Raw genomic sequence first — 17,680 nt, 5'->3', positions numbered from 1 at the left:
ACTTCTTCTGTTTTCCTTTCTCCCCTTATCTATGGAACCCCTGTTTGCTACTTCCCAAACCGAGGCCCTCGTGCCCCGCATCCGCGAGTTTGTCCTGAACGAACTCGTGCCGCTCGAAACGTCCGGGCACCTCACCGGTAACTTCTCGAAAGTGGCCAGAATCCTCGACCAGAAGCGCGAACTGGTGAAGCGGGCGGGTCTGTGGGGATTGCAGCACAGCATCGACGAGGGCGGGCTGGGACTAACGCTCTGCGAATTCGGGCAGATCAGTGAGGTGCTGGCCTGGACGCCCTTTGGCCATTATACATTCAACTGCCAGGCTCCTGACATTGGCAACATGGAGCTGATGAATAAATACGCGCCCGAACACCTCAAGCATAAATACCTGGAGCCACTTAAAGAAGGCGAAATCCGCTCATGCTTCTCCATGACCGAGCCGGAATTTGCCGGTTCTAACCCCACCCGCATGGGAACGATGGCCGTCCGTGATGGGGATGATTTCGTTATCAACGGCCATAAATGGTTTACCTCCTCGGCCGATGGATCGGCGTTTGCAGTGGTTATGGCCGTGACCAACCCCGATGCATCACCTCACCGCCGGGCCAGCATGATTTTAGTGCCAACCGATACGCCGGGCTTTGAACTGGTACGCAACATCAGCATCATGGGCGACGGTTCTGACCATTGGGGTAGCCACGCCGAAGTGCGCTACACCGACGTTCGGGTGCCGGTCGAGAACCTGATCGGGGGCGAGGGAATGGGCTTCACGCTGGCGCAGGAGCGGCTGGGTCCGGGCCGAATTCACCACTGTATGCGCTGGGTCGGCATCAGCGAGCGGTGTTTCGATCTGATGTGCCGCCGGGCTGCCACCCGCGAAATGGAAGACGGTGTGATGCTCGGCGAGAAACAGTTTGTGCAGGGCTGGATTGCCGAAAGCCGCGCTCAGATTGACGCTGCCCGCCTGATGGTGTTGCGCACGGCTCAGAATATCGACCAGCTTGGGGCCGCAGCGGTACGGAATCAGATTTCGGAAATCAAGTTCTTCGTAGCAGATATTATGCTCAGCGTCGTTGACCGGGCCATTCAAACGTACGGAGCAATGGGTATTACGGATGATGTGCTATTGCCGTGGTACTACCGCCACGAGCGCGGTGCCCGAATTTACGACGGAGCCGACGAAGTGCATAAAACAGCCTTAGCGCGGAGTATTTTGAAGGAATACGGCTTGGACACGAAGAAAAACAAGCCGCAAGTCGAACGCGTATAGGATTATTAAACTGCGCTGCCGGTCCGCCAGTGCGGTTTAAACATAAATTTATGAATACAGTCAAGCAGGACAGCCCTACGACCACCCGCTCCGGCGAAGAACTCGACATCGCCAAACTACAGGCGTATCTCAATGGCCATTTGCCGGACTTCGGCACTATCACTGATGTAGCGCAGTTCCCCGGTGGCTATTCCAACCTGACGTACTTAGTAAAGACGGATAGTTGGGAATACGTCCTGCGTCGGCCGCCGGTGGGTGCCAAAGACATCAAAGGTGGTCACGACATGGGGCGCGAGTTCCGGGTGTTGACGATGCTGCGTGATGCCGATTATAGGAAGATTCCGGAGCCGGTTGTTTTTTGCGAGGATGAATCCGTAATGGGCTGCCCGTTCTACGTCATGGCGCGGGTGCCGGGCGTGATTCTACGGGCTAATACGGCCCAAAAGCTGAACATTCCGGCTGATGCGATGCGTCGGCTGTCCGAGTCGCTGGTCGATAATCTGGTTCAGCTTCACGCGCTTGATATTGAGAAAACCGGGTTAATTCAACTCGGCAAACCCGAAGGCTACATTGGGCGGCAGGTGATGGGCTGGCACAAACGCTACGGCGCGGCTCAAACCGACGACATTGCGGCCATGACCGACCTTGCCCGCTACCTGACCGATTCCATGCCCGATGAGAACGCGCCGAGCCTGTCGCGGCTCGGCCACAATGCGCCAACGTTGCTCCACAACGATTTTAAATATGATAACGTCGTATTCGACCCCGATGCCCTGTCTGAAACAGGGAACCGCGACATTTGGGCGGTGCTCGATTGGGAGATGTGTACCGTTGGCGATCCGCTGATGGACGTGGGTACATCACTGTCGTACTGGGCCGAAGCGGGCGACGATCCGTTTCGGCGGACGTTTAACCTAACCCACCTGCCTGGCAATCTGACCCGGCAGGAGTTTGCTCAGCGTTACGCTGAACGTAGCGGACGCGACATCACTAACCTGTTGTATTATTACGTATTTGGTCTGTTCAAAAACGCCGTTGTGCTCCAGCAGATTTATGGTCGCTATAAGAAAGGGTTGACGAAGGACGCCCGGTTCGCCAATTTGCTGATGGGCGTTGAGGTACTGGCGCGGGAAGGGGTAAAGGCAATCGAACAGAATAAAATTTAAATGACTAACGCCTTTCTCATCATCGACTCCCAGTTCGATTTCTGCCATCCCGACGGTGCCCTGTTCGTGCCGGGGGCCGAGCAGGACGTTGATCGGATGGCGGGGTTGATTCGCCAGTACACCAACCGCATTGACCATATTGTCGTCACGCTTGATACGCACCACCTGCTCGACATTGCCCACCCGCTTTTCTGGAAGAATGCGCAGGGCGATCATCCCGCGCCTTTCACACGCGTTGCTGCCGATGATGTTGACACTGGCCGGTGGGTGCCGCAATTTTCGCCTGACAAAACCAGGCAGTACGTCCGTGACCTTGAAGCCGACGGGCAGTTTGAGCACTTCATCTGGGCTGAACACTGCCTGATTGGGTCGCGCGGGGCGGCCCTGCACGATACGTTACTGGATGCGCTCAAACACTGGTCGCGGAAGCGCGAACGAGATTACGTAGCCGTGCCAAAGGGGCTGTATCCGCTGACCGAGCACTTCGGCATTTTCCGGGCGCAGGTGCCTGACCCGGCCGTGCCTGAAACCCAGTTGAACACAGCGCTCATCGCCGACCTTGATCGGTTCGACACCGTTTACCTGATGGGTGAAGCCAGGTCGCACTGCGTCGCCAACAGCCTGAAGCAACTGCTGGATTTTGCTCCATCGCTGGTGCCGAAAGTCGTCGTCGTCTCCGACTGCACATCCGATGTGGCGGGGCTGGGCCATCTTGCCGATCCTATTTATGAGGAAGCACGGACCCGGAAGGTTCGTTTCATGGAATCCGGCGCGATTTTTAGCTGAAAACCCGTACCTTTTCGGCGTTATGGAGAAGACGCTGCCCCTATTTCCGCTCAACCTCATTGTGTATCCCGGTGAGGATCTGAACCTACATGTTTTCGAGCCTCGCTACCGCCAGCTCATCAGCGAATGCATTGAAGAGGAGCGCACGTTCGGCATTCCGGCGTTTATCGACAATAAACTGCCCGGCTACGGCACCGAAATGCACGTGACGACGCTGCACAAACGCTACGACGATGGTCGCATGGACGTGAAGTCGAAAGGGCTGGGCGTTTTCCGGTTAGTCAATTTTGAGAATCCAGTAGCCGGTAAGCTCTATGCCGGGGGCGATGTTGAACTGGTTGAATCGGGCGATGGGTTTAGCGCTCACGTCGATGCATTGGCCGACCGGGTCGCGCAGCTCTACACCCTCCTGCAGATCGAAACCGATTATGACCCGGTGGTTGAGAATTTCTCGTACCGGGTGGCCCACAAAGTTGGCTTGTCGGTGGAGCAGGAGTATGAACTGCTAACCTTGGAGAGCGAGGCCGAGCGTCAGCTATTCCTGATTCAGCACCTCAACAATGTGCTTCCCGTGGTGTCGGACATGGAGCGTACCAAGAAGCGCATCAGCATGAACGGGCACTTCAAAAACCTCGATCCACTAAATTTTTGATGGTCAGATAGTCGGGCTTGCCTCTTCTTTGCCAACTGGTAACGAATTATCGACGATTACGGCCCGGCGTTTCCGGTGGGGTAACTGATTCGCTAACTGCTGTAAATTTTTGATGGGTGGGCGGGGTTTCTCCGCTTCGCCAATCAGGAAACCGTACGGCTTAAGGGCATCGACCGAGTCGAACACAACCTTCAGGATAGCCGTCATGGGCAAAGCCAAAATCAGCCCCGGTAAACCCCACAACTGTCCCCACAGCAACAGCGCAATAATGGATGCCAAGGGGTTAATGCTCACTTTGGACCCGACAATGTAAGGGGTAATGAAATTGCCCTCCAGCAACTGAACGAACAAAAACACCCCAACCACCCCGGCTGCCGTCAGCGGGTTGTCGTGCGTAACGAGTGTATAGAGCGCGGGTAACACCGACCCAATAGCAATGCCGATGTAGGGGATCAGGATTAAAAAAGCACCTAAAAAACCAAAGAACACGGCAAATTCAACGCCCAGAATTAACAAACCCACTGTATTGAGAACTCCTACTACCCCAATCACCAGCACCAACCCAACGACGTAATCTTTAATGACGGCGTAAATCCGGTCGAAGACTCCATCAATCGCCGAGTGACGGGTATCACTAAACACTTTGTAGAAAAAAGACCGAAAAAAATCCCGGTACAGCAGGAAGAAGAAAATGTAAAGTGGCAACAGCGCAATGGTCGACAGCGTATTGGTGGTGGCTAATAGCGTCGATGTCAGAATGGTGCCGCTGTCTTGTAAAGCCCGGTTGAGGTAGTTGCGGGCTTCGGTAATCAGGCGTTGGCGATCAATATTAAAATTTTCGTCGGCCAGCTTTTGTATTTTATTGAAAATCTCGTTGCTGCGCTGAATCAACTTAGGCGCTTCGCTGGTGAAATTGCCGATCTGTAACGAAATGAGGTAGAAAAAGCCGTATAGAAATGCAATGGTTAGTACAATACAGACTAAAATAGCGGCTACCCTGGGAAACCTCCATCGCTCCAGCAGATTGCAGAGGGGAAACAGGATGACCGAAAATAAAATAGCGAAAACCAGCGACACGAGCGTGTCCTGAAGCGTGTAGAGGCCGTAGATGATGATAACCAACGTTACCAACACACAGGCAAATTTAACGTAAGAAGGCAAATGCACCGCGCGTGAGAGTCTGCTCATAGTGAACCATAAACGCGCAGGAGCGCCGTTTCGTTACGAATCAACTGATGGTGAATTCTGTTTATTCAGACTGGCAACTTGCTCGCTGTCAGTGAGAAATAAGCACAGGAGCTGTTAAATTTTTGTTAAGGATGGGCATCTGCATCATAACGTTGTGGATAAGCCGCGTAACTTCGGGCGGTCGGCATCCGGCAATTAGTCAATTCTGTCCGACCATTCTCACAAACCCCGTTCTTATGAGTGCTGCTAAAGCTGCTCAACCCCTGCATCGTGTTTTAGTCGTCGATGACGACGCCGACATTGTCGAGATGCTCGAATATAACCTTACCAAAGAAGGATACGATGTTCGCACCGCTACCGACGGTCGAAAAGCGCTCGAAGTAGCCCGGACCTACCTGCCCGAACTGGTCGTGCTCGACATCATGATGCCCCATTTAGATGGTATTGAGGCTGGTCGGCAACTGCGCGACATTCCCGAGATGCGCCAGACCTATATCCTATACTTAACGGCCCGTTCAGAAGAGTATTCCGAAGTAGCCGCTTTTGATGTTGCCGCCGACGATTACATCACCAAGCCCATCAAACCCCGTGCCTTAATGAGCCGCATCAATGCGCTGTTCCGGCGCGAAGCGCAGAAAGCCGATCCGGGTGAACAAATTGCCATTGCCGATCTGAATATCAATCGAAAAAATTATTCGGTCACTCAGGACGAGAAGTCGATTATTCTGCCTAAAAAAGAATTTGAATTATTGTTTTTTCTGGCACAGCATCCTAATAAAGTGTTCAGCCGCGAAGAGCTACTCCAGAAAATATGGGGAGCCGACATCTATGTCCTTGAGCGCACGGTTGACGTTCACATTCGCAAACTCCGGGAGAAGATTGGTGATACCCACATCCGGACGCTCAAAGGTGTGGGCTACATGTTCACCGACCAAAGCGAATGAGTGAATTGGCGGATGAGCGAATTAGTGAATTAATTTTACAGTTTATGGGAAGAGGTGAGTGAACACTCATTCGCCAATTCATTCATTCGCCAATTCACTAAATGTCCCTGAGTCCCCGCATCATTGCGCTTTTGCTGGCATGTCTGATTTCGGCCCTCACTGTCGCATTTCTGACGTTTGTGGAGGGTGTTACCAACAACATGCTGTTTGTTGTTGGCATTTCGTCGTTCGTCGTCTCGTTTTTTCTGGTTTTGTACGCCATCGAACTGCTTGTGTTTCGGGAGGTCAACAAAATGTACAAAACCATTCATAAACTGAAAATCCGCGACTTCACGATCTCCCGAAAAACGATCATTAAGAATATCAATCCGTTCAAGCGGCTGAACGACGAGATTTTTGTGTACGTCGCTAAAAAGCAAAAGGAAATTGACGAATTAAAGCGACTGGAGCAATTCCGGCGCGAGTTTCTGGCCGACGTTTCGCATGAACTGAAGACGCCCATATTTGCCGCACAAGGATTTATTCATACCCTCATCGACGGAGCCGTGGACGATGAGAATGTTCGGGACAAATTTCTCTCGAAAGCGGCTAAAAGCCTCGACGGCCTCGATGCACTGGTAAAGGATTTGGTGGCGCTGTCGCAACTGGAAACCGGGGAAGTCAAAATGAATTTTGAGCGGGTCGACCTGCGGCACGTGACACAGGAAATTTTTGAGCAATTAGAGAAGATGACGCACACGAAGCGAATCTCGCTGCGACTCAGGGCCGTGCACCCCGGCCCGGTATGGGTGAAAGCCGATCCGCAGCGTATTGCGCAGGTGATGACCAACTTAATCGAAAACGCGGTAAAATACGGCAATGAGGATGGGCGGGTGCTGATAACGCTTGAGGATGACAAGAAACAGGTGATCGTTTCGGTTCGGGACGATGGCCCCGGCATCCCACCCGAACACCTGAGCCGAATCTTCGAACGCTTCTACCGGGTCGAAAAAAGCCGCTCCAAAGATCGGGGCGGCACGGGTTTAGGCCTTGCTATTGTGAAGCACATTCTGAACGCTCATAAAGCTAAAATCACCGTAATGAGCAAGATTGACAAAGGCACTACGTTTCGCTTTAAGCTGGAACGGCTGGAGTGAGGCATCACCAGGATACAGTGCACCAAGCTACTCAGATCAATCGCTTGAGCGCAAAATTGGCAATAATAATTCGGCCACTTCGCCGGACCAATACGGACACCTCCTTGCCTTCTCCCTTTTGCAATACTTTGTAGATGTCGCTGATCGACAGGTCGTTAGTCGAGTTATTGTTGATGAACAGCAGTTCGTCCCCTTCCTGTAAACCCGCCAGATCGGCGGGGGACCCATCAATGATTTTATCGACGTAATAGGTACGAAAGCGCTCGCCCTTCGCCCGGAGTTCGAGGCCGCTCATATCGTGCTCAAACTCCTCGCGCATCAATCGTTTGATGGGCTTCATCACAATGTACCGGTCCGGGTAATTAAAGGTGACGTCAAACCGGCGCAACAGTTCGCAGCCTACATTACCCTGCCGCTCGGGCATGTCCACTAACTTCATGCCAAAGGACACACTATCGGGAAACGACGCCAGGATGTTGTCAAGCTCGTAGCGTCCGAAGCGAATTTTCTGAATACGACCCATGCTGCCGTTGATGACCCCATTCAGGCCCCGGCCCAACTGCGCCCGGATGCTTTTTACGGGTAGGGGCATAGCGGCCGTGCTTCGCGACCGGTCGAGCAACAGGGCGTGGCCCGCGCCCGTGTCGAGCACCACACGCAACGGTAGCTGTTTTTCGCCATCAAATACGGCCAGCGCGTCGGTGTAGGCTTTCGTGTCCTGAATAGTGATTGGATACCGGTCGCCTTTGCGTTTTTTGTAGTGGTATTTTTTGGGGTCCATTATTGTGATTTCCCGGCGTTGGAAATCGACGTTCACCACGAAGTTCGCAAAGATATCGTAGCCGAAAATGCCATGTACGGGTGTACCCACGTATTCCGACAGCTTGAGAATGTCTTCGTCCAGAATGACAAGATTGTGGTGCGATGCCTTCAATCCGCCCATGCTCAGCCGGTTGTCGATGGCAACGGAAGCGGTCAGATTACCACCTTCTCCCGCTCCCATCAGTTTAATTTTGCGGGTGAGCCGGAGCGGTTGTTTGCGAAAAGCAGAGGGATCGGTAATGATGGTGTTGCTGACACCCGTGTCCAGAATGAACTGCAATGTATCGGACTCGTTGATGCGAACAGGAACAATAATCAGGTTCGAGTGCAGTTGAAACGGAATGCGGGTCCAGGTACGATTGCCAGCAATAAAAAAGCCATAGCGGTCCTTATCGGGCGTACGGTGATGGTCATCTCCCCGTGCGGCCAGACTGGCACATATCAGTCCGACGATTAGAACCAGCGTTTTCATGTATATCGTTTTATAACATTGAAATTACGTACTTTTTATCAGAATAACACAAAACATACAGGGCAGGTTTACTAAGCTCATAAACGGTCTCAGGTTGCCATGCCCGGTTAAGGTAAATTAGCGTAGCAGTAACCGTACCATTTAGGTTAAAAGGCCTAATTTCGCCCGCAATTCAGAACAGCAGCTACGGTCGTAGAATTCCATGGACTGATTCTGACCACATTATTAATTTATCATGCGTAAGAAAATCGTTGCCGGTAACTGGAAAATGAATAAGACGGCCGAGGACGCGAAGGCGTTGCTGTCGGAAGTGGTCAATATGATTAAGGACGAAGTCACCTCGGATGTGGAAGTTGTGCTGTGCCCCCCCGCGCTTTACCTAACCACGTTTCGGCAATACGTAACGGCGGGCGGCAAAATTTCGCTGGGTGCGCAAAACTGCCACGAGAAAGCGTCGGGTGCTTACACCGGTGAAATTTCGGCTTCCATGCTTCAGTCCATCGGCGTCGAATATGTGATTCTGGGGCACAGCGAACGGCGGCAATATTTCGGCGAAACGGCCGCGCAGTTAGCCGAAAAAGTGGCCATCGCTCTCGAAAATGGCCTGACGCCCATCTTTTGCTGTGGCGAATCGCGCGACCTACGCGAAAACGGCGATTATGACGCCTTCGTGAAAAATCAGATTACTGAAAGCTTATTCCATTTATCGGCCGAGACCTTTGGCAAGGTTGTTATCGCTTACGAACCCATCTGGGCTATCGGCACCGGACTGACGGCCACCTCGGGGCAGGCGCAGGACATGCACTTCGAATTGCGTCGGCACATCGCCGGTCAGTACGGGGATGCAGTAGCGCAGGAAACGAGTATTTTGTATGGGGGCAGCGCCAATGAGAAAAACGCGGCTGAACTCTTTGCCCAACCCGACGTTGATGGTGGCCTAATTGGCGGAGCATCGCTCAAATCGCGCGAGTTTACGAACGTGGTGAAGGCTGTTTAATGAACGCCCAAGACTACATCCAATCCCTCAATCTCCAGCCGCATCCCGAAGGCGGCTTCTTTGCCGAAACCTACCGTTCGGCCGAATCGATTCCGCAGAGCGCACTGCCGGATCGGTTCGACGGGGCGCGGGTGTTCGGTACGGCAATCTATTTTCTGCTGGAAAGTCACCATTTCTCGGCGCTGCACCGCATTCAGGCTGACGAGATCTGGCATTTTTACGCGGGTGGACCGCTGGAAGTGTTCGTTATCAACCCCGATGCAATACTGATGGTAATCCAACTGGGTAACGATCCAACAAAAGGGGAGGTGTTCCAGGCGGTGGTTCCGGCGGGGTGCTGGTTCGGCTCCAAAGCGGCTCCCGGCACCGACTTCTCGCTCGTTGGGTGCACGGTCGCGCCGGGTTTCGATTTTGCCGATTTCGAGATGGGTGACCGTACTGCGCTGCTCCGTGAGTTTCCGCAACACCAAATGGTGATCGAGATGCTGACTACCTGAAGCTTACGTTCCCAAACTTGGAGACAATCCGCACTTTGGTGCCTGTGCCACGGCCAATTTTGCCAATGTACTGTTTCGTCATGCGCACGCCCCGATTATCACTTTTGTCGTCGGGATTGGTGGTGAGGTGGAAGGCCGGACCCGACGAATAATTGAAATTTCCGTACGTAACTGTCACATCGAAATCAGAATCGGCGTTGCTGTCCATCGGCAAGGTAACGGACGAGTACGAAGCCTGGATGTCAAGATTATCGGCGGTTTTGGGCATCTGCTCAATTCGGAAGCCACCCGAAAAGCTCAGCTTAATCTTGCCCGACTCGCGCAGGGTGCCGATGGTAGCACCAGAGTAGTCAATATCGGCATTGAGCCGCCCAACTTCGCCAATGCGTAGCTTACCGAACTTGTTCACCAGCGTCAGCACATTAACCCGGTCGAGGTCAAGGCTTCCATAAGCGATGTCTAACTTACCCTGATCGAGCGTTCGGATGTTCGTCTGACCGTAGGCAACGTCAATGTCGTTCAGGCGATTCGTCAGATCGTCGGCGCTAAAATTACCGTAGCGGTTGTGCACCGTTAGGGGAGCGTAGAAAGCGGGAATGCTGGTGTTACCAAACCGGTTACGAACGGTCAGCGCGTTCTGGCGCGGCATTGATACCGCGTAGTCAATGCGGACGTTGTTGCGCTCTTTGCTGCTTTTCCAGTTGCTGACGTTCCAGTTCGATGTGGTGCTTTGACTGAAATTAGTGCGGATGACAATCTGATTGCCCGTCCGTTTCTCGTCAATGTCGACCGCGTTCATGAACTGCTGCGCTCGCTCGTCGGAGTCTGAGTTAGCCGAGATCGTGATCTGAACCCGGATTTCGGGCTTATCCCAAATGGCGATTGTCACCTGTCCAAACTGATTATCGACCGTAAGGGCATCGTTAGCATCGACATCGAACAGTTTAATAATGGTTTTTTTCTTCTCAACGGTACCCGTGCAGGCTGGGTCGGGGCCTTCGGCCTTTGTCAGCAACGGTAAGGCACACAGCAACAGGCTATACAGGATTCTCATTGGTTTGTCGATTGATACGCTGAATGACGCGCAACTGTTCATTGAGCAGGTTAATTTGATAATGCAGATTCTGAATCATAGCCCTGATCAGCACATCCTGATTCGGATTCTTAGGCAGGTCGGCTTTAAGCGATTGATACGAATTTTCGAGCCGGTCCAGATCCGTAGCAAATTCTTGGTACAGAGCCGGGTTGTCTTCGGTAATTTGTCTTAGTTCGGCGCGTTTATCGTCGATCAGCCGCGTGTAGGCCACCACTTCTTTAGCGTAAGTCGGACTGGCCGCTACCACTTCGGGCTGGTGTGATACGCCATATTTATGATTTACGTATAAAAAACTACCCGCCAGTAGCAGCACGGTTATGGAAGCCGCCACGCGCCAATCCAGGAGTTCCTCGCCTAAACCGAGCCAATTCAGACGTGGCCAGTCAATGTGCAACCCCTTACCAAACCACAATGGATTCTTATGAATCTGTTGAAACGGTGATACCTGGTTTGGACCCGTTTGGTTGGACGGTTGCTTATCGAGTCCGGTCTCTATTTTTCGCCAGAGATCGTTGGCTGGCGGCTCCCGGTCGTCAAAGGCTTCGCGGTTGTCGCGGACGAAGCGTTCCAAATTATCTTTCTTCATCTGTTTTGTTGTTTACTTCAATAACTCCAGCAACCGTTTTTTACCCCGCAGATACTGCGTTCGGGAAGTTGTCTCGCTGATGGTCAGTACGTTGCTAATCTCTTCATGGTCGTATCCCTCGAACAGATACAGCGACAGCACCACGCGGTAGCCTTCGGGTAGTTGCTGTATTCCCCGCCGGACCCGCTCGACCTCCAACTGAATGTCGTCTTCATCGTATGGTTCCGTGTCAGCCCAATCGGCCCGGTCGGCCGACTCATCTTCGCCAAACTGGTTCGATTCTAAGCTGACAAGTTCCAGCCGACGACCGCGCAGGTGATTGATTGCCCGGTTAACGACAATCTGCTTCAGCCAGGCACCAAACGTACTCTGCCCCCGAAACGTATTAATGTGGCTGAATGCGTCGACAAAGGCTTCCTGCAACACATCTTCGGCTTCGGCCTCGTGGTTCACAATGCGCAGGCAAACGTTATACATCGCCTTCACGTACTGTTGATAGAGGTCATACTGCGCCCGTCGCTCTCCCAGTTGGCAGCGTTTAACCAGATCGGTGTGGCGGTCTGGGTACGGCGTTCCGGGACCCTCGCCGTCCTGTCCCGGACGAGTGCGATTTCGGTTAGAGTTCAACAGGTTCAGGTGCCGGGCGGTTTAGGTGGTAATTGGTAGAAAGATGGGAAGTACGGCCGAACGTTGCACCAACGCGTGAAGAATTTTGGTAACTCGGGTTAAAAAATACGGCCATGTATGAGACAAAATACAATTCGCCATTTCTGGTTAATGATGATGGAACAAATTCGCCGTTGGAACACCAATTCGTTATTAGCAAACTCACGGTCGAATTAGGTATTCTATCATACCACAAACGGACGATAGCACTGGTGCCGTTGCCCAAAACGCCCCTGGACGAAGGTCCGGGTCATGCTATCCCTGATATCATACTTTATGACAAAGTAGCGGAAGATACCAAAGTCATCATCGAGGTTTGTCAGACAAACGGCCAGCGGAATGATCTGAGGAAGGTTATTCGATTGATTGAGGAGGACGACTGCGGCATTTTAGAAGGCTTCGTCTACAACTACAAGACCCGCGAGTGGCTCCGCTACCGCAAGGGCGACGGAGGAGCGGCTACGGCCTCGTCGTTTTCGGAGGTAATGGGCGTAGAAATGGGGGAGATGGTGTGATGAATTACGCAAACAAGTCTGCCACCGTAAATTGGAAGTCTGGCACGATCGGCGCGGCTGAGATAACGTCAATGCCTTTATAAACTTTGGATTCGTCGGGTGACGTATAAACGTAGGTTTTCTTGCTCTCTGGAATTATGTACCAGACCAACTCTGCTCCCGCGTCGAAGTAATCCTGAATTTTGTCGACCACATCCTGATACGATTCAGCATCGGACAGAATCTCAATGGCAAATCGGGTTCTTTGGCGAATCCTGTTGCCTGTCTCTTCAATCTGTTCCAGGGTAAAATAAGCCAAATCGGGCCGACGCTTACGGGTGTCGTCCACGTAGGAATCCATCTCAGGCGTTAATTCATCTCCCCGTTCATAAGCGGCTGTCCGGGCGAATAAGCGGGTCAGGAATTTTAAGATTAGGTACTCAGCTTACTTCATGTCTTTTTTCTCGACGATGCGCCCCCGGACAAACTCGTAACTGCTGTCATGGGCGTGTTGACGCTCCCACTGCTCAAACTCCTCTACGGTTTGAAAGTTGGTGGGTAGCAACATGGCCGGTGCTGGTGTTGCGATCATAGCGTTACGCTGGCTGGTTACTGGTCAAAGATACCCCTTTTCAGCCCGCTCCCGACCAAATTTTTTCCTACTTTTACTTGTTACAATAAGATAGATGCGACGTTGATGATCGATTACTTATCAAGCTTGAATGACCCCCAGCGCGAAGCCGTCATGCACGGCGACGGCCCGCTGATGATTATAGCCGGTGCCGGTTCGGGCAAGACCCGCGTTCTGACCTACCGCATTGCGTATCTCATCGAAAACGGCGTCGACCCGTTCCGGATTCTGTCGCTGACCTTCACCAACAAAGCCGCCGGGGAGATGCGCAAACGCATTGAGAACGTGGTGGGTATGGAAGCCCGCAACATCTGGATGGGCACGTTCCACTCCGTGTTTGCCAAGATTCTGCGCATTGAAGCCAAAGCCATCGGTTATACGTCCAACTTCTCGATCTACGATACCGACGACTCCAAGTCCCTGTTGCGGAGTATTATTAAGGAGATGGGGCTGGATGATAAAGTCTACCGGGCTAATGCCGTGTTCGGGCGAATATCGGGGGCTAAGAATCGGCTCATTGGCCCGGACGATTACATCAATAACGCCGTAATTCAGGCCGACGACGAATCGGCCCGGATGCCGCATACCGGCCGGATTTACAAGCAGTATGCGCTGCGGTGCTTTGCGGCCAACGCGATGGACTTCGACGATTTGCTGTTCAACACGAACGTGCTATTCCGCGATCATTTAGACATCCTGAATAAGTATCAACACAAATTTAAGCACGTGATGGTCGATGAGTTTCAGGATACCAACGTGTCGCAGTACCTGATTACGCGCAAGCTGGCGGCCGTTCACCAGAATATCTGCATCGTGGGCGACGACGCCCAGAGCATTTACGCCTTCCGGGGGGCTAACATTGAAAACATCCTGAACTTCCAGCGCGATTACGGCAAAGAGAACGTCAAAATCGTGAAACTGGAGCAGAATTATCGCTCGACCAACACCATTGTGCAGGCGGCCAACTCGATTATTGCCCGCAACAAAAACCAACTGGAGAAGCACGTCTTCACGGCTAACGAGGATGGTCCGCTGATCGACATCATTAAAGCGTCGTCGGACAATGAGGAGGGGCGGTTGGTGGCCTCGTCTATTTTTGAGGCCAAGATGAACGAGTCGCTCGTAAACAACGACTTCGCGATTCTCTACCGCACCAACGCACAGTCGCGGGCGTTTGAGGAAGCGCTCCGAAAGGTGAGTATCAAGTACCGCATCATTGGCGGCCTGTCATTCTACCAGCGTAAGGAGATCAAGGACTTGATTGCCTACATGAGGTTCACCGTGAATCAGCAGGATGAGGAGGCCTTCAAGCGGATCATTAACCTGCCCAAACGCGGCATTGGCGACACGACGGTGGCTAAAATTAGCGTGATTGCAGCTGAGAAAGAAGATTCCGTCTGGGAAATTGTAGCCGAGATTGGTAAGCACGTCACGGGCCGCTCGGCAATCGCTATCGAAGGCTTCGCCGATCTGATTAAAAGCTTCAAGCTACTGCTCGATCAGAAAGACGCCTTCGAGGTGGCCTCACACATTGCCAAAGCATCGGGTTTGCTCAAGGAGTTGTACGATGACAAGACCGTAGAAGGGCTGGCCCGGTACGAAAACGTACAGGAGTTACTGAACGCCATTAAAGAGTTTGTCGACAACCAGGATAACGATGATAAGAGCCTGAGCGCCTTCCTGCAATCGGTGTCGCTGCTAACGACGGCCGACGAAAAAGAGGACGACGGCGATAATGACCGCGTGACGCTGATGACCATTCACGCGGCTAAAGGCTTAGAGTTCAAGCATGTAAATATCGTCGGGCTGGAGGAAGATTTGTTTCCGAGCCAGATGATGCTCGAAAGTCGCAACGATTTGGAAGAGGAACGGCGGCTATTCTACGTGGCCATTACCCGTGCCGAAAAACGCCTGACGGTCTCCTACGCTGAAACGCGCTACCACTACGGACGGCTGAAAATGTGCGAACCCAGCAGGTTCCTGCTGGAGATTGACCAGAAATACATGAAAATGTCGAAACACCGGGCGGCTCCAAGCCGAATGGATTTCGACCGGCCGGAGCGCGACCGCAGTGAAACAACATCGACGGGCGGCTCAATGGCGTTCGTGCGGAGTCTGGCGCAGAAAACGGCCCGTTCCCAAGCCCCGCAGCCAATTGTTTCGCACACGCCCTCGGCTGACTTCGCACCCACCAGCACCGCCGAACTTGCGGCCGGGCAGCGCGTTGAACACGCCAAGTTTGGTTTTGGCACGGTTAAAGCGGTGGATGTAAACGGCATTGAGCGCAAAGCCACGATTCTGTTCGAGGTAGCAGGCGAGAGGACGCTGCTGCTAAGTTTCGCCAAGTTGCGGGTAGTATAGGCTAAAGTCAAGATAATGTGCTGACATTTCTGTTGAACGTAAGCTAACCCCGGCATTTTCTATTTTGGTAGGGTTTAACAACTATTTGCAATTTAATTCAGCGGATGTCATCGTTACGAGACGACGTTATAAAATTGCTTTGCAAATCAATGCAAACGTAGGTTTAGGCTTGTAGTCAAGTCCTCTCAACTCCCGCCTGACTCTCTTCCTGAATCGGTTCTTCGCTGGCGGCAATGGCTTTGGGTTTTTTCTTGTCGGCGAAGGTGCGGGGAATGGCGTGTTTTTTCAAAATGCGCTCCTTTTCCACTTTGCCCGTTTCGGTTTTGCGGGGCTGGTGAAGTTTAACGCGGGCTTCGCGGGCCGTTGCGGTAATGTCCACAATAGGGGCGGGGTAGTCGATGCCGACGTGGAAATTGTACATGTCCTGCTCCAACGGCGGCATGGTCCACGGCTCGTGGATGTAGGCAACGGGACAATGCGCCAATTCGGGTATCCACTGCTTAATGAAAACGCCCTGTGGATCGTGGTCCTGCGACTGCTTGACGGGGTTATAAATGCGAACCGTATTGGTGCCCGTCATGCCCGACTGCATCTGAATTTGGGCGTAGTGAATGCCTGGCTCAAAATCGGTATAGATGCGGGCCATGAATAACGCGCCCTCTTTCCAGTGCTGGAGCAGGTGATGACTTAGAAACGACATGAGCATGGCCCGCATTCGGAAATTGATGTAGCCCGTTGCGGTCAGGCAGCGCATACAGGCATCCACCATCGGGTAGCCCGTTTGCCCGTCGTGCCAGGCCGCGTAGTGCGCTGAATTTTCGTTTTTTTGCAAGTCATCGAACGCTCGGTTCACGTTATCGAATTCCATCCGGTCCTCGGTCTCGAACTTTTGAATGAAGTGACAGTGCCACCGAAGCCGCGACGCAAGCGCCCCAAATTGCCGTCCCAGCCCCGGCATAACTGGATTTTTAGCCGCTTGTAGCTGGGCCTGAAACACCTGCCGGATACTCAGACATCCCCAGGCAATGTAGGGTGATAACCGGCTGCACCCCCGCCGACTTTCGAGCGGTTTCGAGATGGACTTCGCGTAAAGCGCCACGCGTTCGGTCATGAAACTGTCCATGTAGCGGTGCGCATTGTGCTCCCCACCCGGCTGAAACAGCGGGTTGGGCTCCCGCCAGTCGGCAGGCAGGTCAGCCCCACGTTCCGTCTGATACCATATGTCGGGCAAGTTAGCTGGTTGCCACCGGGTCAGGTCGGGGTGTTGCTGCGGTGCCCGCATGGTACGCTGCCAGTCATCGGGCCAGGTTTCGCGGTTTTTCAGGCGACGGATAACGCCGTTGCTCTGAAACTCCTGCCAGGCGATGCCGTTCTCACGACAAAACTGAGCAACAGCTTTGTCCCGGTCGTAAGTCACTTTCAACCCGGTCTCCTCGTGCGAAAAAAGGGTGTCGATGGTAAACTGTTCCTGCAAGGCATTGAGCACGTCGAGCACCTCCCGATGAAACACCCATACCCTTGACTGACCTGCTGACTTCGCTTCGACAGGTTCATCGTCGAACTCGAACGGCAACCATTCGTGCGTTAGTTGGGTGGCCAATGCCGACTGATTCTTGTTCAGAAAGTTGGGCAACTGCTGGTTCAGATCGGCCAGACACTCCGTCACGAACCGCCAATGACGCAGGTCGTAGTTTGGATCGGCAATGACCAAAGGCTCGAAGCAGTACAACAATAACAACGGTCGGTTTGCTGCTATTGCCGCTTGCAGAGGAGCATGGTCACGCAGGCGCAGGTCGCGCTTAAACCAGAGAATGTTGATTGCCGGTCGATTGGTCATTCAAAAACTGTACGGTCTCTGAGACCTTGCAGGTTTGATAAAAGCAGTTGTCGCCGAAATTTGTTTAGTTTCACCACGCACA

Annotated in this window: 18 protein-coding genes; 10 read left to right on the top strand and 8 right to left on the bottom strand. The window is 52.8% G+C overall.

Annotation, left to right across the window (positions count from 1 at the left end; genetic code table 11):
* The first annotated feature begins 31 nt into the window (after window positions 1–31).
* Genes ACYVHB_RS14130 through ACYVHB_RS14115 form a run of 4 tightly spaced genes read left to right on the top strand, consistent with a single transcriptional unit; the run spans window position 32 to window position 3,871 of the window.
* Window positions 32–1,267 (top strand): acyl-CoA dehydrogenase family protein, encoded by a 1,236-nt coding sequence (locus ACYVHB_RS14130; RefSeq protein ID WP_461052388.1) that lies wholly within the window; start codon window positions 32–34, stop codon window positions 1,265–1,267.
* A 50-nt stretch (window positions 1,268–1,317) separates the two neighbouring features.
* Window positions 1,318–2,433, top strand: a complete 1,116-nt coding sequence (locus ACYVHB_RS14125; RefSeq protein ID WP_461052387.1) for a phosphotransferase family protein — start codon at window positions 1,318–1,320, stop codon at window positions 2,431–2,433.
* Complete coding sequence (locus tag ACYVHB_RS14120; RefSeq protein WP_461052386.1) at window positions 2,434–3,219, top strand: cysteine hydrolase family protein; 786 nt, start codon at window positions 2,434–2,436, stop codon at window positions 3,217–3,219. It abuts the gene before it with no gap.
* A 22-nt stretch (window positions 3,220–3,241) separates the two neighbouring features.
* The gene (locus ACYVHB_RS14115; RefSeq protein WP_461052385.1) at window positions 3,242–3,871 is read left to right on the top strand and encodes an LON peptidase substrate-binding domain-containing protein; all 630 of its coding nucleotides are present in this window, start codon (window positions 3,242–3,244) and stop codon (window positions 3,869–3,871) included.
* Between the two features lie 3 nt (window positions 3,872–3,874).
* Here ACYVHB_RS14115 and ACYVHB_RS14110 read toward each other — a convergent pair whose 3' ends face one another.
* Window positions 3,875–5,059 carry an AI-2E family transporter gene (locus ACYVHB_RS14110; protein WP_461052384.1) on the bottom strand — a complete coding sequence of 395 codons (1,185 nt, stop codon included), beginning with the start codon at window positions 5,057–5,059 and terminating at the stop codon, window positions 3,875–3,877.
* Between the two features lie 236 nt (window positions 5,060–5,295).
* On the opposite strand from ACYVHB_RS14110, the gene ACYVHB_RS14105 reads away from it, so the two are divergent.
* Entirely contained in the window at window positions 5,296–6,003 is a 708-nt protein-coding gene (locus tag ACYVHB_RS14105; protein ID WP_461052383.1) for a response regulator, read from the top strand.
* Between the two features lie 101 nt (window positions 6,004–6,104).
* The gene (locus tag ACYVHB_RS14100) at window positions 6,105–7,139 is read left to right on the top strand and encodes a sensor histidine kinase (protein WP_461052382.1); all 1,035 of its coding nucleotides are present in this window, start codon (window positions 6,105–6,107) and stop codon (window positions 7,137–7,139) included.
* Between the two features lie 31 nt (window positions 7,140–7,170).
* On the opposite strand, the gene ACYVHB_RS14095 is transcribed toward ACYVHB_RS14100, so the two are convergent.
* Window positions 7,171–8,433, bottom strand: coding sequence for a retropepsin-like aspartic protease (locus ACYVHB_RS14095; protein WP_461052381.1), 1,263 nt, complete (start codon window positions 8,431–8,433; stop codon window positions 7,171–7,173).
* A 235-nt stretch (window positions 8,434–8,668) separates the two neighbouring features.
* Between ACYVHB_RS14095 and tpiA the strand changes: the two genes are divergently transcribed.
* A complete protein-coding gene (gene tpiA / locus ACYVHB_RS14090) occupies window positions 8,669–9,430 on the top strand; it encodes a triose-phosphate isomerase (RefSeq protein WP_461052380.1) in 762 nt (253 codons plus the stop codon).
* On the top strand, window positions 9,430–9,927 hold the full coding sequence (locus ACYVHB_RS14085; protein WP_461052379.1) for a cupin domain-containing protein: 498 nt from the start codon (window positions 9,430–9,432) through the stop codon (window positions 9,925–9,927). Before tpiA ends, ACYVHB_RS14085 begins: the two co-directional genes overlap by 1 nt.
* Here ACYVHB_RS14085 and ACYVHB_RS14080 read toward each other — a convergent pair.
* The 3 genes from ACYVHB_RS14080 to ACYVHB_RS14070 are packed head-to-tail and all read right to left on the bottom strand — an operon-like array spanning window position 9,920 to window position 12,236.
* A complete protein-coding gene (locus tag ACYVHB_RS14080; protein ID WP_461052378.1) occupies window positions 9,920–10,981 on the bottom strand; it encodes a hypothetical protein in 1,062 nt (353 codons plus the stop codon). The genes ACYVHB_RS14085 and ACYVHB_RS14080 overlap by 8 nt on opposite strands.
* The gene (locus ACYVHB_RS14075; RefSeq protein WP_461052377.1) at window positions 10,965–11,609 is read right to left on the bottom strand and encodes a hypothetical protein; all 645 of its coding nucleotides are present in this window, start codon (window positions 11,607–11,609) and stop codon (window positions 10,965–10,967) included. The genes ACYVHB_RS14080 and ACYVHB_RS14075 overlap by 17 nt, the downstream gene beginning before the upstream one ends.
* Before the next feature lie 12 nt (window positions 11,610–11,621).
* Window positions 11,622–12,236 carry an RNA polymerase sigma factor gene (locus ACYVHB_RS14070; RefSeq protein WP_461052376.1) on the bottom strand — a complete coding sequence of 205 codons (615 nt, stop codon included), beginning with the start codon at window positions 12,234–12,236 and terminating at the stop codon, window positions 11,622–11,624.
* 113 nt (window positions 12,237–12,349) lie between these two features.
* Between ACYVHB_RS14070 and ACYVHB_RS14065 the strand changes: the two genes are divergently transcribed.
* Window positions 12,350–12,790 (top strand): hypothetical protein, encoded by a 441-nt coding sequence (locus ACYVHB_RS14065; RefSeq protein ID WP_461052375.1) that lies wholly within the window; start codon window positions 12,350–12,352, stop codon window positions 12,788–12,790.
* 4 nt (window positions 12,791–12,794) lie between these two features.
* Here the strand turns inward: ACYVHB_RS14065 and ACYVHB_RS14060 are convergent, their stop codons facing one another.
* Window positions 12,795–13,190 carry a Uma2 family endonuclease gene (locus tag ACYVHB_RS14060; protein WP_461052457.1) on the bottom strand — a complete coding sequence of 132 codons (396 nt, stop codon included), beginning with the start codon at window positions 13,188–13,190 and terminating at the stop codon, window positions 12,795–12,797.
* Window positions 13,191–13,214: 24 nt separating this feature from the next.
* Window positions 13,215–13,361: a hypothetical protein gene (locus ACYVHB_RS14055; protein WP_461052374.1), complete on the bottom strand. Its 147-nt coding sequence runs from the start codon at window positions 13,359–13,361 to the stop codon at window positions 13,215–13,217.
* 105 nt (window positions 13,362–13,466) lie between these two features.
* Between ACYVHB_RS14055 and ACYVHB_RS14050 the strand changes: the two genes are divergently transcribed.
* On the top strand, window positions 13,467–15,761 hold the full coding sequence (locus ACYVHB_RS14050; RefSeq protein WP_461052373.1) for an ATP-dependent helicase: 2,295 nt from the start codon (window positions 13,467–13,469) through the stop codon (window positions 15,759–15,761).
* Window positions 15,762–15,936: 175 nt separating this feature from the next.
* On the opposite strand, the gene ACYVHB_RS14045 is transcribed toward ACYVHB_RS14050, so the two are convergent.
* A complete protein-coding gene (locus ACYVHB_RS14045) occupies window positions 15,937–17,598 on the bottom strand; it encodes a cryptochrome/deoxyribodipyrimidine photo-lyase family protein (RefSeq protein WP_461052372.1) in 1,662 nt (553 codons plus the stop codon).
* Between the last annotated feature and the right edge of the window lie 82 nt (window positions 17,599–17,680).

The organism is Spirosoma arcticum (genome assembly GCF_054779955.1).
Note: the sequence above shows the minus strand (reverse complement) of the source record. Positions and strands in the feature narration are given on the sequence as shown.